Raw genomic sequence first — 17,378 nt, 5'->3', positions numbered from 1 at the left:
CGCGGCCCGGCGTCAGGAGAGCGAATCGTATGCTTTGGAGAGGATTTCAAAAGCCGAAACGTCTGGCGGTCGACACCGACACCCTGACAGAGAAATACGGGAAGTTCAGCGCCCAGCCCTTTGAGCGCGGCTTCGGAACCACCGTTGGCAATGCGCTGCGCCGCACCCTGCTTTCATCCATCGAAGGCGCGGCCGTCACCGCAGTCAAGATCGAAGGCGTCCTGCACGAGTTCCAGTCCATCACTGGAGTCGTGGAAGATGCGACCGACATCATCCTGAACTTGAAGCAGATTCCCTTCAAGCTCAACGGCGAAGGCCCCAAGGCGCTCTACATCCGCGCCGAGCAGCCCGGCGTCGTGACCTCAGGCATGATCGAAGCCGACGGAGACGTCGAGATCCTCGATAAAGACATCTACATCGCTACCGTGAGCGAAGGCGGCAAGCTGGACATGGAAATGCGCCTGAAGCGCGGCCGTGGCTACATCTCTGCCGATAAGAACTTCGACTCCGATCTCGGTATCGGCTTCATTCCGGTCGATTCCGTCCATTCGCCCGTGCGCAAGGTGAACTTCACCGTCGACGCCGCGCGTCTCGGCCAGATCACCGACTACGACAAGCTCACGCTCGAAGTCTGGACCAACGGCACCGTGCTTCCGGCAGACGCCGTCGGCCTTGCCGCCAAGCTGCTCAAGGACCACATGAGCATCTTCATCAACTTCGAGGAAGAAATCGAAGCCGAAGCGCAGGCAGAAGAAGGCCGCGTGCAGCTGCGCAACGACAACCTAAACCGCTCGGTCGAAGAGCTTGAGCTCAGCGTGCGCAGCTACAACTGCCTCAAGAACGCCAACATTCAAAGCATCGGCGAGCTGGTACAGAAGACCGAAGCCGAGATGCTCAAGACCAAGAATTTCGGCCGCAAGTCCCTCAACGAGATCAAGGAGATCCTCGCGCAGATGGGCCTTTCGCTCGGCATGAAGATCGACGAACACGGAAACGCCGTCCCCGGCCCGACCAGCATTCTGCCTTCGGCGCAGCTGGCCGCGTCCAGCTACGGCAACTACGATGATGAAGAAGGATTGGATGAGGCGGACATTCCGCTCCAGTCCGAACCGGAAAACTTTTAACAGGGCACAGGGCGCAGGGCACAGAAAAACTGAGACCTCGACCCTGAATCCCTGAGAAAAATTCAAGGGTACGGAAGACAGGGCTGAGCCCTGAGCCCTGAACCCTGTGACCTGAGAGAGAAATTGTCATGCGCCATCGCAATGCAGGATACAAACTCGGACGCAACACCAGCCATCGCCGCGCTCTGCTGCGCAACCTGGTCACGTCCATCATTCTGGAAGACCGCGTGGAGACCACCGTTGCCAAGGCAAAGGCCGCGCGTCCCCACGTCGAAAAACTGATCACCCTGGGCAAGAAGGGCGACCTGCATGCGCGGCGTCAGGCTCTTTCCTATCTCCAGACCCGTGACGCGGTTTCGCGTCTCTTTGACACCGTCGCGCCCCGCTACGGCGACCGCAACGGAGGCTACCTGCGCATCGTGCGCCGCGGCTTCCAGCGCGGAGACGGCGCCGAAAAGGCCTTCATCGAGCTCCTCGGAGCCGAGGCCCTTCTCGACGAGAAGCGCCAGAAGCGCGCCGAAGCCCGCACCAAGAAGCGTGCAGAGCTGCAGAAAGCCATGGAAGCCGAACAGCAGCAGGCCTCCGAAGGCAACGAACAGGCGTAGGCAGGGCACAGCGCGCAGGGCCCAGAAATAAGGGGCGTATGGATTCTCCATGCGCCCCAATTTTCTACCACAAACATTGTCATCCTGAGCGAAGCGTAGCGGAGTCGAAGGACCCGCACGAGCAAGAGAGTCTGTCCTGAGTAGAGTCAAAGCGCTCGTGCGAATCGTTGCAAAGCAACGACCGCTTTTCGTACCGATAGCCATGACAAAGGGTGCCCCATCCTATCGCGTCGCTGTTGCGCGATAGGATGGGAAAGCACAAAACTTCGCGGCAACTTGGTGTCTTGGCGGTAGATTTTCACCGCCCCTGCACCTCCACCGCCTCCCCCAGCTTCACCACCTGCGGACTCCGCTCCGTAACCGTGACCTTTTCCCCCTGCGCAAGATAACGCTGCATCACCTCAGCCCGTGACCAGTCAAGCGTCCAGCCATCCTCGATCGCAACCACGGTATACCGCCCCGGCTCCACATCCTTGAAAACAAAACCGCCATCCCAGTCCGACTGGTCGCGCCGGAAAAAATCCCGGTAATCCGCGGCACCCTCGGGAATCAGCACCATCATCATCCCCGGAGCTGCTTTGCCCTTCGATTTCGCAAAGCCCGACAGCGACAGCCCAAGATCCGGATAAATCAGCCCCGCCAGCGATACCGGCTCCGAGCCGATGGTAATTTGCCTGTGGTCAATATGTGCGCCATTGGCTGCAAGCCGCGCGACGCGGAACCGCTTTCCTCCCGCAAAGAAGTTGATGTGGTAGCTTCCGGGAGCCACATTGCGAATCGTGAAGCTTCCGTCTTTTTCCGCTCTGGCGCCCAGGCCGCCTATGCGTCGTTGTCCTTGAAGTCCCTGCACTGGCTGCAAAGTCACAAAAAGGTCCTCCGGCAGCGCACCGCCCGCTGTGAGCGCAACTTTCCCCGTCACATCCACCAGCCTCGTTCCCGCCGAGGCGCTCGCTGGATCGATGGACTGATCTGCCGTTGCATCCAATGTGACCTGCCTGCCCGGTCCGCCGCCGCCCCCGGGCATCTGGATTACATACTGCCCCGGAGCCACTCTGACCTGCGCTTCCGCGGAGCCATCTGCCCGATGATAGATCGATATGCCGCCCCCAGAGGGATCAAGCTCGCCGAATACTTTCCGGTCGACTGCCGGCACATACTGGCCAAACCGTTCATTCGGCATTGCGGGCATCTGAATCCTCAAATGCACCGCCGGTACCGGATGCATGCTGAAATTGATCTTCAAATGCTCCCCGCCCTTGATCGGGATCGGCGTGGCGGAATCCTCATCCGTTGTGTCCGGGTAAAACGTCGTTGCATACACAGCATCAAGCAGGGAACGGGTGTTATTCCCGCTGCTGTTTGCATCCTCGGTGATACGCTGCAGACCCGGCATGCGCCCGCCAAATTCCGAGTACCATGGCTCGGCATTCACAGCCAGAAAATAGTTCCCCGGCTCCAGCCCGCTCAGCTCGTACGCACCGGATTCATCCACGCTCTCCATTCGCACCCGCTGCATCCGTGCTTCTCCCGTCTGGTTCGATTCGCGGTAGAGCGCTACTCGTCCGCGCTCGACCGGGTCCCCGGAATCCTCTGTTACTACACCCGAGATCACGCCGCCAGGCACGAGCCGCATTTGCAGATTGGCACAGCATTCCTGTCCCTCTCCAGTGACAAGCGCAGTCGAAAATCCTCCATCGTGAGCGTCGTAAGCAGCCGTCAGGTATCCGCGGTGCGAAGTGCTCAGCTCATACCGGTCCGCCGCGAGATGAGAAAACTGAAACGCGCCATGGTCATCGGCAGTGACTGAGGCCACCAGAACGTGGTCTTGCTCAAGCTCCAGAGAAACGCTCGCATGCGAAAGAGGCGAGCCGGTCACGCTGTTCACCACCGTCCCCGAAATACTGTAGGGCCCACCCGCCTGCGCCATTGCCGGCAAACTCAAAAATGTAACCAATACAGTGGCAAATGTCCGGAAGAAAGCAAACGGTACAGATATCGAGCATTTGTCAGAATCAGCTTTTGGGTAGAAGCACCGGCCTTCAGGCCGGTGAATTAGAGCCGGGAACAGAGGGGCTTTAGCCCCGGAATTTCCCGGATGGATGCGCAAAATTCCAATCCCGCTCACTGGCTCTGCGACCCCGCCGCAATCACATCAAGGCTCACCGACGCCGAGCCGCCCGGCTCAAGATTCACCACCTGCCCCTTGCCTGCAAACACGCTCATTGCCTGCGGATTGCTGTATTCAAGCTCCTGTGGCTCATCGAAGGCGAGCACGCGATAGCTTCCCGGAGGAAGATTCGAAAGCGTCGTTCCCGACTGCGTGAGCTGCATTTGTCCCTGATGCTGCCAGGTGGTTTCAAATTGCGGGACCACCGAAAGATAAGCTGGAGGCGCATTGCTGTCCGCTGCCGAGGAGGCGCCCTGGTTCAAACCTATCTTCAGCGATGCCCCGTCATTCCTCAGCACAACATCGATGGAACAGGGCGCTCCTCCCGGTCCCACCACCAGCGGCTGCCGGGCAAGATCGGTGCCGCCGCATGTGATCGAAGCGACATAGCCTTGAAAGGCAGAAGTCACCACCCAGTAGCTTCCCGGTCGCACGTTTTCAAGCTGGTATGAGGAATTGTCCGTGCTGCCCGGAACACGCCGCATGTTGCCGCCTCCGAAGCCCTGAGTGCTGCCCGCTGCCTTGATCAGCATCAGGGTTACGCCGGCCGAAAACGCATCGTTGCTCCCTGAGATGAACCCGCCTGCGCTGTTACTCTGAGCCGTGAATTCACGCCGCACCGTCACCGGAATCGCATTCAGAGGAGCCATGGCCAGCGCAACATTATCCAGTGCCCCGTTTTGAACTGTAATCTCCCTGCTCCCGAACATCTGCTCGCGCTCGAAGCCTGTTCCAAATGACGGGCCGTCCCCGCGTCCGAAGCCCATTCCAAACGTCTGGCCTTCCAGGATGAACCGGCCTCTGGGCAGGTTCAGGCGCATCACATGCTCGCGGCCGTCATAGCGCGTGGGGTACTCGAGCATGTGCCCGTTGCCGTCGTAAACCTGCAGGCCCATTCCGCGCGGCGATCCATTTGTAACCGCAACAGTTACAGGATAAAAAGGCTCGTGCGTCAGCATCATGTCCGCCTGCGCCTGCTGTCCTGCCCGCAGATGAATTGCGGACTCGCCCCCGCTCGGAAAATACTCCGGCGGAAATCCCCAGCGCACTGCGTCCTGGAGTACTCCGGGCGCCGGGTCGACCGAGCCGGCCGTGTACACCCGGTAGTCGCCAGGAGACAGATTTCCGAACAGGTAAGCGCCATCGCTGTTCGTTCGGCGAACCCCGCTCTGCATCCATGCGGCGCGCCCATTCTGTATCGTCCTGCGCAGCAGAAAGACCTGAATATTTTCCGCCGAATCGGAAGTAGAAAGAGTGATCTGTCCGCCGATGCTTCCTGTAGGCAGCAGCGAAATCGTAACGTCCGCCATATTCGCACCGACCTGGACCCGGCGCATCTCCGGCGCATTCGCGTGCGCGGCATACCCGGTAAACCCGGGCCGGGAGACAGTAATCATCGCCTGTCCGCCGGGAACGTTATCGAAGGCAAAGTGCCCCTCGCTGTCCGTGAAGACAGCATTCGACGACTGCCCCTGAAGCGCGACCAGTGCTCGTGCAATCGCCTGCCCATTGAGCTTGTTGACGACGCTTCCGTGCACTGTATAGGCCTGCCCCTGCGAAGCAGCGCCATCCTGCGCCAGAACCGCCAAAGCAGAACGCAGGAGGAAGCACCCGCAAAGCATCACCATCAGGACTCGACGAGCAGTCAGCACGGCTGTGGGACGTTCAGAAAAGCAAAAAGGCTTCAACCCAGATTATTACGAATGGGCAGAAGCCGTGTATCTTCAGAAATTGTCATCCCGACCGAAGCGGAGGGACCTGCAGTTTGCACCAGTAGCCACTACATTGGGTGCCCCAGGTTCGCGAAGCTAACCTGGGGGAGGTTTCGCAGGATGCTAATCCTTTGAGCTAACGTGGGGTAGTTTCAAAAGAGAAGTCCAGAAACCTTACTCCACGTGATAGTTCGGAGCTTCACGCGTAATGATCACATCATGGACATGGCTCTCGCGCAATCCGGCATTGGTGATCCGCACAAACCGCGACTTCGTCTGCATCTCTTCAATCGAACCACAGCCCAGATACCCCATGCCTGACCGGAGACCGCCAACCAGCTGATACACCATGGCTTCAAGCGGCCCACGATGCGGTACCCGGCCCTCAATGCCTTCCGGAACGAATTTCGCCAGGCGGTTCTGCCCGTTGCGCTCGCGTGAAACCACGCCTTCCGGACGCTCAGCCGCCTGTTGCTCCAGGTCGCGGCTGCTCTGGAAGTAGCGTTCGCCCGAGCCCTGCGCCATGGCGGAAAGTGATCCCATGCCGCGATAGGCCTTGAATGACCGCCCCTGGTACAGAATCGTCTCGCCCGGACTCTCATCCACGCCGGCAAACAGCGATCCGATCATCACAGAGCTCGCGCCCGCCGCGATGGCCTTGGCCACGTCGCCCGAATACTTGATGCCGCCGTCGGCAATGATAGGAACATTGTGCTCGCGGCCCGCGCGATAAGCCTCGCTGATAGCTGTGATCTGCGGCATACCCGCTCCGGTCACCATGCGTGTCGTGCAGATCGAGCCCGGCCCGATGCCGACCTTTACTGCATCCGCACCCGCTTCGATCAGTGCCTTCGCGCCTTCATAGGTGGCCACATTGCCGGCCAGCAGATCGACATCAGGGAAACGCTTCTTCACCTCGCGTACCGCTTCAATCACTCGCGACGAGTGCCCATGCGCCGAATCAATCGCCAGAACATCCACCCGGTAGCGCACCATCTCCGCCGCGCGCTCCATGTAGTCGCCCGTTGCGCCAATGGCTCCGCCCACGCGCAGGCGGCCCTGGTCATCCTTCGAGGCGTTCGGATACTTCAGTTTCTTCTGGATGTCCTTGACCGTGATCAGGCCCTTGAGCTCGTACTGGTCATTGACCACCAGCAGCTTCTCCACGCGGTGCTGGTGCAGGATCTGTTCGGCTTCTTCCAGTGTGGTCCCTACCGGAACGGTGATGAGATTGGTTTTCGTCATCACATCGCCGATCGGGATGTCCGTGCGTGTTTCAAAGCGCAGATCGCGATTGGTGAGGATACCGACCAGCTTCTTATGCTTGGTCACCGGCACGCCGGAAATCTTGTACTTGCGCATCACTTCGAGCGCATCCGAAATCAGCTGCTCCGGGGTCATCGTCACCGGATCGACGATCATCCCGCTCTCCGACCGCTTGACCTTGTCGATCTCCATCGCCTGCTGCTCGACCGTCATGTTCCGGTGGACGAGGCCGATGCCGCCCTGCTGGGCCATGGCAATCGCCAGGCGTGACTCGGTCACGGTGTCCATCGCTGCGCTTAAGAGCGGTGTATTCAACAGGATACGGTTCGTAAGCCGGGTCTGCGTGCTCACCAGGGCAGGAACTACTTCACTGTAAGCAGGTACAAGTAAAACGTCGTCAAAGGTAAGCGCTTCGGGGACTGGATGTTCAATCATTTTGCTCTTCAAGGTAGCGAAGAAGCATGTCTTCGCAGATCAAAAGCCGGTGAATTACGGCAATTGGTTCACTAGTAGATTCATTCGATTGTAAAAGGGTTCAGCGGGCAGGGCAAACCCTCATCGAGAGACTGGTACTTGAGCAAAGCAATCAGGGCATACCTTCAGTCGGAATCGGGTGTAGCTTGAATGACTGCATGAATTGTCATCCCGACCGAACCCTGAGCAACGCGAAGGGGGAGCGGAGGGACCTGCAGTTTGCATCGATAGCCACCACATGGGTGCCCCAGGTTCGCGTTAGCTCACCTGGGAGGTTCCACAGGGATGCCAAATCTCCCGGGAACCGCCAGACGACCGCATCCGTATGCACTTCCATGAAAGCCGCGCTAGTCATCTGCGCACTTATCCTCAGCGCCGGAACTTTATCCGCGCAAGACACCGCTCGCCATAAGCTGGAACTACCCAGCCCCGACGCACTGGTCGTCACCAAAGCCATGCCGGACAAAGGCACGCTCGTGCTCGACGCCAACGTCGGCGAGGTGCGCATTGTACGCAGCGATGAGCAGAAGACTATTCGCCTCGTCATCGAACCGCACGCCTTCTACGACGACGCCACAGTCAAATCCTGGGTGCGCCGCTTCGACGTCGCCGGCGACCGCGCTTCGATCGAACTGAAGCTGCCCAGCCATAACGAAGGCCATCATTCAAGCCCGAAAGTGATCGTATCGATTCCCGCCCAGACTGATCTCAAGCTCGACCTGGGTGTCGGCCAGATGGACATAAAAGGAATCGATGGAAATAAAGACCTGCACGTTGGCGTAGGCCAGTTGACGGTGGGAGTCACCGATGCAGCGCAGTACCGGGAGATCCATACCAGCTCAAAGATTGGCGAAGCCGACGATGACGCATCGCATCAGCACTCCGGCGGCTTCTTTCCCAAAACCAATCACGAATCCCAGCAGGGCCTTTACAAGCTATATGCAACAGTCGGCATCGGCCAGGTCAACGTGGTGCGAAACTGAAGTCCTCGGTGAAAAACTCTGTGTTCTCTGCGTTCTCTGTGGTGAAAGATTTTCCGCCGGGTGTCGGGATTCAAGCCTTCATTTGACGTGAATCGGGCAGTTCTCCCGAAACCAGGTTCCCGCAAGGCACGAACCCGGCTTTCTGCAGCGTTCTCCGGCTTGCGATGTTCCCGACATTGCAGCGTGCTGCAGGAACACTGCCGCCGGCGCGGCAGGCTCTCTTCAGTTCCTGAACTAGGTACGCTCCCAGTCCTCTGCCCTGGAATCGCTCTGCGATCTTCATGTAGATATCGCCGTAAGGGCGATTGTAGTGGTAAAGAATGCCTCCGGCTCCCGCTAGGCTGCCATTCCATGTAACAACCCACCCTGCCGTATCGTCCAGCTGCAGCGCTTTCAGCGCCTCAACATCTCTGTCTTCTCTGCAGCGGAAATCAGCTCCCTCCGGCGCAAGCTGTGTTTCGAATTTGTCTTCGAAAAGGATGGCCTCTGCGCGAACATTCTGAGCGAAGGTATACAGCATCACCGGAAGAAGCAACTCGTTGGTCTGTGTCTCGATTGCCTTTGCATTGCACTTCGCCAGCAGAGCCTCGAACAGCGCAAAAACGTGCTGGCGATATTCTCTTCTGACATAGAATTCGTACAGCGTGTGCCGTGTCTTCCACGGACCGCCGATCGCTACCGAACCGTAGCCGACCGGGGTCTCGTTCATCTCCAGAAGATACTCAACGGTCCAGCCCGGGCGGTCATGAATCGAATCATGAATGATCTGGCACTGCATCTCTTCGCGATATATTTCGCGGAGTGACGCTATTTCAATGAGCTCGCAGACACGAACGAAGATCGACATGGTCAGTAGAACGCATTACCCGGCTGCAATCCCTTCCAGCTGCCGCAGATGATTTACATCGTGTCCGGCCATTGTCTCCACAATCGTTGCGAACGTCATCTCTCCACGCTCTGGATGCGTCACTGTCTTCGCCATCTCCTCCGGCCCGGCATTCTTGATCAGCGCAAGATTCCACCGCCGCACAGCGGAAAACACCGCGAAGGCAGCAGCAGCGTCATAGTCTGAGTACTCGGCAGCCCATTTCGCCTGATCAAAAGGTTGTATCGTGTGATGGTCTTCAGCCAGCGTCTGGCGCAGACGGAAAGCAAAGGTAATCTCGCAGTCGGCCAGATGACAGAGAATCTCGCGCGCACTCCATTTGCCTGGGGCAAGCGATTTCTCCACGCCCTCGGAGCCAAGCTGTTTCAGGAACTCTCCCAGCCTGCCTGAAGTCTCGAGAAGCAGTTCTAGCGGAGCGCGGCCTTCAAGAAATTTCGCATAAGGATTGAGCATGGACTCAATCTTAAGCCCGGCAATTTGCCTTGTAACGCGCTTTCGCCGTCTGGAGTTTCTTGATCGCGTTTTCCTCGAGCGGCTTTGAGCCGCCTAGCTCACGCGCCGCAAGGCATACCTGCGCGAAGTGCTCCACCGTTTCCATCTTCATGAAGGCGTCGAGCAAATCCGTGCCGCAGGTTACCACGCCATGGTTCGCCATCAGAATCGCGTCATGATCGGGCAGAAACGGCTTCAGGCTCGCTCCGACTTCATCCGTTCCCGTGGTGGCATAAGGCGCCAGAGGAACAGAGCCCAGCGTCATGATCATCTCCGCGCACAGCGGCTCGTCGAGCGCCAGCCCGCACGAAGCGAACGCTGTAGCAATGGGCGGATGCGCATGGATGACCGCCTGCGCATCCGGGCGCATGCGATAGATCGTCAGGTGCATCCCGATTTCGCTCGTTACGTTGCGCGTGCCGGAGAGCAGTTTGCCGTCCAGGTCGGCGACCACCATATCGGAGGGACGCAGCAGGTACTTGCTGCAGCCAGTCGGTGTCGCCAGAATCGATGTTTCGTCCAGTCGCACCGAGAGGTTGCCCGAAGTCCCCGGCGCAAAGCCGAGGCGGTACATCCACTTGGAAAAACGCATGAGCAGCCGGCGCAGATCCTGGTCGGGCTGCTCCCGTTTGGTGATGTTGACAACAGAGGCCGGATGAAAGGCCGAAGAGGATTCCGCTGATACCAGCGCCGGGCGAGTCGTCATGGTACTACCTCTCATCAAAATCTTCTGAAACTTCTCAGGCAACAGGACCTTCTGAACTTTCTCGACAAATTCTTCAGAGCTTCTCTTCAACGAAATTTTCTGAACTTCCCTCAACAAATTCTCCTGAACTTCTATTCGCAAAACCTTCTGAAACGTCTTTCGATAAAAATCCTCTGAACCTATGGATGCTACTCCGAATACATTCCGCCTTTGAATTATTTTGTTATGAATGGATATCAGGAAACCGTATCCGGGTTACTTGAAATTCGTGAAAAAGCGGAGTATTTTTAAATAGCAGACGAGTTTGTCCGCGCAAGTCCGTGAATCGACCGGGGCGCGGAGGAATGAGTGGGCGTAAGCCCACTTTTCTTTTGCAGCGAAATCCTGAGCAATCCATGGCCCTGAACCTGGAACAAATCCGCGCTACAGCGCAGCGCGTTGCCGCCTCGCACGGCCTTGATGTGGTCGAGGTCGACCTGCAGGGTGGCGGCAAGCACCGCGCATTGCGTGTGTTCATCGAAAAGAACGCAGCCGGGCGCGCCAGACTGGCAGAGGCCGCTGGCAGTGGGGAAGGACTTCCCTCGGGAGTCGATATAGACTGGCTCGCCGGAGTTACGCACGACGACTGCCAGCTGTTCAGCCGCGATTTCGGAACCGTTCTCGACGTCGAGGACCTGGTCTCCGGCGGTGAGTACACGCTCGAAGTTTCCTCTCCGGGGCTGGACCGCAAGTTGTACGACGAACAGGATTACCGGCGTTTTACCGGCAGCATCGTCAAGCTCCAGACATTTGAGCCGGTTGCGGGCAACCGCCACTGGAAGGGCAGGCTCACAGAAGTTAGAGATAAGGCAATCGTTATCGATCCTTCAGCCGTGCGGCAGAAGTTGAAAGGCAAAAAAGCGCCCCAGGCTGAAACGGTAGAGATCGATTTCTCCAACATAGAGAAGGCCAACCTCGTTCCTGAATTCTAAGGTCGTGGTTCTCCCGCGCAGTCTCGGGGAATCACCGGTATCGAAAGAGAGCAACATGGCAAGTGTGCTGTACCAGAGCATCGAAGCATTGAGCCGCGACAAGGGCATTGATCCGAACGTCGTCGTTTCCGCCGTAGAGGACGCGATTGCGCTCGCGACACGCAAGTACTACAAGACGCAGGAAAACATGCGCGCCGAGCTGGACAAGGAAACCGGCGAGATTCGCGCCTACGTATACAAGACCGTCGTCGAGTCGTCCGAACAGATTGAAGACCCGGTGAACCAGATCGCCCTCGGAGAGGCGCGCGAGCTCGCGCCCGAGGTCGAAATCGGCGGCGAGATCCGCTACTACAAGCCGACCGACGTTCTCGGCCGCATCGCCGCGCAGATGGCCAAGCAGGTCATCTTCCAGAAGGTGCGCGAAGCCGAGCGCGATACGGTCTTCCAGGAATACAACCACCGCGTCGGCGAGATTATCACCGCCACTGTAAAACGTTTGGAGCCGCAGGACGTGATCTTCGACCTCGGTAAGGCCGAAGCTCGCATGCCCAGGCGCGAGCAGTCGCGCCTCGAGCAGTTCGCCGTAGGCGAGCGCGTGCGCGTTGTCCTGCTGCGCGTGGACCGCGCTGCCAAGGGCCCGCAGGTCATCGTCTCCCGCGCCGCTCCGGAGCTGGTGCAGAACCTCTTTCAGACCGAAGTGCCCGAGATCTACGACGGCACCGTGACCATCCGCGCCATTGCGCGCGAAGCCGGCGAGCGCACCAAGATTGCCGTCATGTCGCGCGACAAGGACGTCGATCCCGTCGGCGCCTGCGTAGGCATGAAGGGCATGCGCGTGCAGTCCATCATCCGCGAGCTGCGTGGCGAAAAAATCGACATTATCGAATACAGCGAAGAGGTTACTACCTTCGCCGAAAAAGCACTGCAGCCCGCAAAGGTGAGCCGCGTCAGCATCACCGACCTCGGCGAGAAGCAGCTCGAAGTCATCGTCGATGACACCCAGCTTTCTCTCGCCATTGGCAAGAAGGGCCAGAACGTTCGCCTTGCCGCCAAGCTCCTCGGCTGGAAGATCGACATCAAGAGCGAGGAAGAGAAGCGCCAGGAAGTCGAGCAGCAGATGCAGGCCATGGCCGGCGGTCCGGCCACTCCCATCGAGCAGGTCAGCGAGCTGGGCGAGACCATCATCCAGAAACTGATTGCAGCCGGCGTCACCACAGTCGAAGGACTGGCCGACATGACGCCCGAGCAGCTCGAAGAGATTCCGGGCATCGGCGAAAGGACCCTCGAGAAGATCGGCACAGCCGTGCGCCACTACTTCGGCCAGTACGAAGAAGGTGAAGAGCGCCCGGTGCCTCCGGCAGAGCAGCAGAGCCTCGCCGAGGCTGCGCACATCTCTGATGCGCAGACAGAGGAAGAGATCGAAGCTCTCGAACAGGATCTGACCCAGGCCGGCGACGAGCTTCCGCGCGAAGAAAGCTCGGGCATCATCACCGACGAGCTCGCCGAAGAGCGTCTGGCCGAGGATACCGAAGAAGGCCGCGCTCTCGAGGAGGAGGGTGCCGAATCGCTCTCTCCCGGACACGAAGACACCAGCGAAACGCTGGAGGCGCATCATCCTCCGGCAGACGACAACGTCCTCGAAGGCAATGAAGAGGAGCCCAAGGACGAAGCCGTCGAACACAAGACCAACAGCGAGGGCGGCGCATAACATGCGCGCTCTCGTATTTAGCACGCTTGAAATAGGCGCATGGCGCGCCATTTCAGGGGATAATACAAATAGCATTGAATCCCATTGGCATGAGGTTGCTATGAACAGCTGAGCGCTTGGGACGACACAAAGGGGCGGATGAGTAAAGTTCGAATCAACGATTTAGCGCGCGAGCTTGAAGTGAAAAGCAAAGCGATTCTCGATGTTCTGACCGAGGTCGGTGTGACGGAGAAAAAGACACACTCCAGCTCGCTTGAAGCCGACGAGGCTGAGCGTGTGCGCGCGCACTTCAATCGCGGCGGAAACAAAAGCAATGGCGCGTCCTCCAGAGGAGAAGATGCCAAGCCCAGGATCGACTGGTCGCGCGTCTCCAAGCCCGGCGATGTGCTCAAGGCCATCCAGCAGCGCAAGGAAGAGGAAGCTGCCGCCGCAGCTCGCACTGCCTCCGCGCCGCCTCCTCCCAGGCCTGCAGCCCCGCCAGTTGCGTCCAAGCCGGCCACGCCGCCGCCCGCTGCCTCAGCTCCTGTAGCCGCTGCCCCGCCCGCAGAAGCCATAAAACCGGCACCGCCCGCTCCGCGCAGGATTGTCCCGCAGCCCCGGCCCGCGCCGGCTGTCGTGGCTCCTCCGCCGCAGTCGCCCGCCATTGCCGCAAAGCCTCCGGCTGGCCCTGTAGTCGCGAAGCCGCCCGTAACGCCGCCTGCAGCGCCTGAGACGAAGCCTGCGATTGCCGCCGCGCCTCCGGCAGCTCCGGTTGTCGTGAAGCCCGCTGCCGTGCCGCCACCAGCGCCAGCGCCAACCCCGGTTCAGCCCGTTGCAGCAGCGCCCGCAGCAACCCCTGCTCCGGCCCCGGCAGCTCCAGCAGCTCCGAGCGCCCCGGTAGCAGCTGTCCCATCCCCAGCGGCCCCTGCGCCGAAGGAAACGCCTGCGCCTGTCGCGGCCCCCGTAGTAGCCCCTGTAGCCGCCGCGCCATCCACGCCACCGCGTCGCGTGATTATGCCGCAGACCGGCCCGCGCCCCGTGTATACGGCGCCTCCGCCGGCCCCTGCTCCGCCGCCCCGTCCGGCACCGCCGAGTGGCGGCCAGCCTCATGGCGGTCTGCAGCGTGGACGCCCCATCTTCGACCGCCGCCCCGCAGGCGGCCCCGGCCAGCGTCCTGGCGGCGGCCCTCCCGGCCAGTTCCCCGGCGGACGCCGCCCCATGCACCCCACCCGCAACCAGCCCGGCGGCCCTCCCGGAGGAGCACGCCCCGGCTTCGGCCAGCGTCCCGGTTTTGGTCCGCGCCCTGGTATGGGTGGAGCACCCGGACTCGTCCCGCCTCCCGGTGAGGCTCCGCGCCCGCAGCGTCCCGGAGGACCGCCGCGCCGCGGCCGCCAGACTTACGAGAAGAGCAAAGAAGGCCCGATGAAGGGCTACGCGCCGCCCCGCATGGGCGCAGCGCAGGTTCCCACGCAGCCGCTGCCCATCACGCGCACCATCACCGTGACCGAGGGCATCAGCGTCAAGGACCTCGCCGAAAAACTCGGCATCCGCGGCAAGGATCTCATCGCCACGCTGCTGATGCGCGGCGTCTTCGTCACCGTCAACCAGTCGCTCGACACCGAGCTGGTCAAGGACGTCGCCCGGCAGTTCGGAGCCGACACCCAGGTCATCACCTTCGAGGAGCAGATGGCAAATGAAGCCATCGAAAGCATGCTCCAGCAGGAGAACCCCGACGAGCTCGAAGTCTCGCGTCCGCCCGTCGTCACCGTCATGGGCCACGTCGACCACGGCAAGACCTCGCTGCTCGACGCCATCCGCGAAACCGACGTCGCCGGCGGCGAAGCCGGAGGCATCACCCAGCACATCGGCGCTTACAAGGTCCGCATCGGCAAAGAGGATTCGCCCGCCTTTGGCCGCGAGATCGTCTTCCTCGATACGCCGGGCCACGAGGCCTTCACCCGCATGCGTGCCCGCGGTGCCAAGGTCACCGACATTGTCGTGATCGTCGTTGCCGCCGACGACGGCGTCATGCCGCAGACCCTCGAAGCCATCGACCACGCCAAGGCCGCCAACGTGCCCATGATCGTGGCCGTCAACAAGATCGACAAGCCCGAGGCCCAGCCCGAGCGCGTCAAGAAGCAGCTCGCCGACCGCGGCCTCGTTCCCGAAGACTGGGGCGGTTCGACCGTCTTCGTTGACGTGTCGGCCAAGAAACACCAGAACCTCGACCTGCTGCTCGAGATGATCTGCCTCGTCGCCGACCTTGGAAATCTCAAGGCCACGCCGGGCCGCTCCGCCGTCGGCACGGTCATTGAAGCCAAGCTCGATCGCGGTCGCGGCGCCGTTGCTTCCGTGCTCGTCCAGAACGGCACGCTGCGCAATCAGGACAGCTTCATCGTCGGCAACACCTTCGGCAAGATTCGCGCCATGTTCGACGACCGCGGACGCGCCGTCGAAGAAGCCGGCCCATCGACGCCGGTCGAAATCCTTGGTCTCGAAGGCATCCCGGACGCAGGCGATACCTTCCTGGTCACAGCCGATCGTGACAAGGCCAAGAGCATCGCGCAGTACCGCAGGATGAAGGAGCGCGAAGCGCAGCTGGCCAAGTCGTCGCGTGTCTCGCTCGAAGGCCTCGCCGAACAGATTCGCCAGGCTGGAGTCAAGGAGCTGCCGCTCATTCTCAAGGGCGACGTCCAAGGCTCGGTCGAAGTCCTTGCTGATTCGCTCCAGAAGATGTCGACCGAGAAGGTGCGCATCAAGGTCATCCACTCCGGCGTCGGCGCCATCACCGAAAGCGATGTGCTGCTGGCCTCGGCCTCGAACGCCATCATCATCGGCTTCAACGTGCGCCCCGAGCGCAAGGTGGCCGACCTGGCAGAGCAGGAAGACGTGGAGATCCGCCTGCACTCGATCATCTACGAGTTGCAGGACGAGATCACCAAAGCCATGCTGGGCCTGCTCGAGCCGGTCTTCAAGGAGAACTACCTCGGCCGCGCCGAAGTGCTCAACGTCTTCAAGATTCCGAAGGTGGGCACCATCGCCGGCTGCCGCGTCACCGACGGAGTGCTCCGCCGCGATGCCGACGTCCGCCTGATGCGCGAAGGGGAGCAGGTCTTCAAAGGCAAGCTCACCTCGCTCAAGCGCTTCAAGGACGACGCCAGGGAAGTCACCAACGGCATGGAGTGCGGCGTAGGCCTCAACTTCGCCGACATCAAGGTAGGCGACACGGTAGAAGCCTTCGTCACCGAAAAGGTAGCCGCCGAGCTTACCGCTTCCTAACAGGGCACAGGGCTAAGAAGAGGCGCATGGATTTTTCCATGCGCCTCTTCTTTCTCTCCCCAGAGTTGTCATCCTGAGCGAACCCTGAACGGAGTGAAGGGGGAGTCGAAGGACCCGCGCGAGCAACGCTCGTGCGAATCGTTGCGCAGCAACGACCGCCCTTTCGCATCAGCAGCCACCACCAGGGGTTGGATATATTTCCGGTGGCAGGTTTTGCGGGAGCATGGGGGGGTACCCCCTCCCCCCCTGTTTTTACGGGATTTGTTTATTTTCAGTGAGATAGCGGGGGGTGACCCCCTGCTATGTGATTGATTCTTCTATTGGTTGTACACTACTCCAGTGTTTTCTTGTATTTAGCGGGGGGTCTTTCTGGTTGCCTTCCGGTAGCGGTCTTTGGGGTTGGGGGATGTCTGTATGTTCGTGGCGGAAAGCTGCCGGATGTTGTGGGGCTCGATGCTGTGTATGGATCCTTCCCCTTCGTTGCACTCAGGGTCAGGATGACCAATTCGTAGTGTATTTGGCTGCCATCGGTTGATTCGCCTGGATGTGCATCCCGTCGGCCTTTGGCCGACTTCCCACGAACCGTTCGACAAGCTCAGGGCAGGCTCTTCGAGTTCGTGGGGGTTCTTCGACTGCGCGTGCTTCCGCACGCTTCGCTCAGAATGAAAACCTGAAATTTGTCGCTCAGGATGACGCTTTTGTGGTGGTGCGCTCTTTCTTTCTTCTTTCTCTTCTGCGACTGCTTTGATGTCCAGGCTGCCTGGGGAGTAGTAGGTGTCGTCTTCGAGCATCTTTTTGGCTTCCGGGTCGGTGACGAAGCCTGTTTCTACTGCCTTCTCCAGCAGGAAGCGGCCCAGGCTCGGCGGGCGCTTTTTCGGGATGTCTTCGGGGTCAGGGGTTTGGACCTCCGGGCCGATCTGGGTGCCGTCGGTGTGGGTGTAGACTTCGCGGACGACGTCCTGTTTCAGTTCGGTTTCTTTTTCTCCCTTGACCTGCTTTCCTTTCGTTCCTCTGTAGTGCTGGGAG

General features: G+C 60.0%; 13 protein-coding genes. 6 read left to right on the top strand and 7 right to left on the bottom strand.

The features are described 5' to 3' along the window. Positions 1-29 precede the first annotated feature (29 nt). Both AC5S16_RS23240 and rplQ read left to right on the top strand, forming a co-directional pair. The gene (locus AC5S16_RS23240) at positions 30-1,124 is read left to right on the top strand and encodes a DNA-directed RNA polymerase subunit alpha (RefSeq protein WP_493932511.1); all 1,095 of its coding nucleotides are present in this window, start codon (positions 30-32) and stop codon (positions 1,122-1,124) included. Between the two features lie 128 nt (positions 1,125-1,252). Continuing rightward, entirely contained in the window at positions 1,253-1,729 is a 477-nt protein-coding gene (rplQ, locus tag AC5S16_RS23235; RefSeq protein WP_493932510.1) for a 50S ribosomal protein L17, read from the top strand. Between the two features lie 298 nt (positions 1,730-2,027). Here rplQ and AC5S16_RS23230 read toward each other — a convergent pair whose 3' ends face one another. The 3 genes from AC5S16_RS23230 to guaB form a co-directional block, all read right to left on the bottom strand. Next, positions 2,028-3,656, bottom strand: coding sequence for a carboxypeptidase regulatory-like domain-containing protein (locus AC5S16_RS23230; protein ID WP_493932509.1), 1,629 nt, complete (start codon positions 3,654-3,656; stop codon positions 2,028-2,030). Between the two features lie 194 nt (positions 3,657-3,850). Continuing rightward, positions 3,851-5,548: a carboxypeptidase regulatory-like domain-containing protein gene (locus AC5S16_RS23225; RefSeq protein WP_493932508.1), complete on the bottom strand. Its 1,698-nt coding sequence runs from the start codon at positions 5,546-5,548 to the stop codon at positions 3,851-3,853. A gap of 234 nt (positions 5,549-5,782) precedes the next feature. Further along, positions 5,783-7,309, bottom strand: coding sequence for an IMP dehydrogenase (gene guaB / locus AC5S16_RS23220; protein WP_493932507.1), 1,527 nt, complete (start codon positions 7,307-7,309; stop codon positions 5,783-5,785). A 374-nt stretch (positions 7,310-7,683) separates the two neighbouring features. Between guaB and AC5S16_RS23215 the strand changes: the two genes are divergently transcribed. Beyond that, positions 7,684-8,331, top strand: a complete 648-nt coding sequence (locus tag AC5S16_RS23215; RefSeq protein WP_493932506.1) for a hypothetical protein — start codon at positions 7,684-7,686, stop codon at positions 8,329-8,331. 70 nt (positions 8,332-8,401) lie between these two features. On the opposite strand, the gene AC5S16_RS23210 is transcribed toward AC5S16_RS23215, so the two are convergent. From AC5S16_RS23210 to AC5S16_RS23200, 3 genes are read right to left on the bottom strand one after another with little or no spacing between them, the layout of a single operon-like run. Beyond that, on the bottom strand, positions 8,402-9,178 hold the full coding sequence (locus tag AC5S16_RS23210) for a GNAT family N-acetyltransferase (protein ID WP_493932505.1): 777 nt from the start codon (positions 9,176-9,178) through the stop codon (positions 8,402-8,404). 15 nt (positions 9,179-9,193) lie between these two features. Continuing rightward, on the bottom strand, positions 9,194-9,670 hold the full coding sequence (locus tag AC5S16_RS23205; protein ID WP_493932504.1) for a DinB family protein: 477 nt from the start codon (positions 9,668-9,670) through the stop codon (positions 9,194-9,196). Positions 9,671-9,680: 10 nt separating this feature from the next. After that, entirely contained in the window at positions 9,681-10,415 is a 735-nt protein-coding gene (locus tag AC5S16_RS23200) for a class II aldolase/adducin family protein (RefSeq protein ID WP_493932503.1), read from the bottom strand. Positions 10,416-10,759: 344 nt separating this feature from the next. Between AC5S16_RS23200 and rimP the strand changes: the two genes are divergently transcribed. The 3 genes from rimP to infB all read left to right on the top strand — a co-directional run bounded on the left by rimP (position 10,760) and on the right by infB (position 16,352). Further along, entirely contained in the window at positions 10,760-11,386 is a 627-nt protein-coding gene (gene rimP / locus AC5S16_RS23195; protein ID WP_493932502.1) for a ribosome maturation factor RimP, read from the top strand. Positions 11,387-11,441: 55 nt separating this feature from the next. Next, positions 11,442-13,094 (top strand): transcription termination factor NusA, encoded by a 1,653-nt coding sequence (gene nusA, locus AC5S16_RS23190; protein WP_493932501.1) that lies wholly within the window; start codon positions 11,442-11,444, stop codon positions 13,092-13,094. Between the two features lie 138 nt (positions 13,095-13,232). Beyond that, positions 13,233-16,352: a translation initiation factor IF-2 gene (gene infB, locus AC5S16_RS23185; RefSeq protein ID WP_493932500.1), complete on the top strand. Its 3,120-nt coding sequence runs from the start codon at positions 13,233-13,235 to the stop codon at positions 16,350-16,352. Between the two features lie 353 nt (positions 16,353-16,705). On the opposite strand, the gene AC5S16_RS23180 is transcribed toward infB, so the two are convergent. Beyond that, positions 16,706-17,378, bottom strand: a 673-nt coding sequence (locus tag AC5S16_RS23180; protein ID WP_493932499.1) for a hypothetical protein, incomplete at its 5' end; no start/stop codon positions are given.

It is taken from the genome of Acidobacterium sp. FHG110202_01 (assembly GCF_059115305.1).
This window is presented reverse-complemented; position numbering and strand designations above follow the sequence as displayed.

Bases quoted from the DNA above. Each gene is read 5' to 3' on its own strand.
- AC5S16_RS23200 (WP_493932503.1), bottom strand. From the start codon at position 10,415: ATGACGACTCGCCCGGCGCTGGTATCAGCGGAATCCTCTTCGGCCTTT.
- guaB (WP_493932507.1), bottom strand. From the start codon at position 7,309: ATGATTGAACATCCAGTCCCCGAAGCGCTTACCTTTGACGACGTTTTA.
- rplQ (WP_493932510.1), top strand. From the start codon at position 1,253: ATGCGCCATCGCAATGCAGGATACAAACTCGGACGCAACACCAGCCAT.
- AC5S16_RS23240 (WP_493932511.1), top strand. From the start codon at position 30: ATGCTTTGGAGAGGATTTCAAAAGCCGAAACGTCTGGCGGTCGACACC.
- AC5S16_RS23205 (WP_493932504.1), bottom strand. From the start codon at position 9,670: ATGCTCAATCCTTATGCGAAATTTCTTGAAGGCCGCGCTCCGCTAGAA.
- AC5S16_RS23210 (WP_493932505.1), bottom strand. From the start codon at position 9,178: ATGTCGATCTTCGTTCGTGTCTGCGAGCTCATTGAAATAGCGTCACTC.
- AC5S16_RS23215 (WP_493932506.1), top strand. From the start codon at position 7,684: ATGAAAGCCGCGCTAGTCATCTGCGCACTTATCCTCAGCGCCGGAACT.
- nusA (WP_493932501.1), top strand. From the start codon at position 11,442: ATGGCAAGTGTGCTGTACCAGAGCATCGAAGCATTGAGCCGCGACAAG.
- AC5S16_RS23230 (WP_493932509.1), bottom strand. From the start codon at position 3,656: ATGGCGCAGGCGGGTGGGCCCTACAGTATTTCGGGGACGGTGGTGAAC.
- rimP (WP_493932502.1), top strand. From the start codon at position 10,760: ATGAGTGGGCGTAAGCCCACTTTTCTTTTGCAGCGAAATCCTGAGCAA.
- infB (WP_493932500.1), top strand. From the start codon at position 13,233: ATGAGTAAAGTTCGAATCAACGATTTAGCGCGCGAGCTTGAAGTGAAA.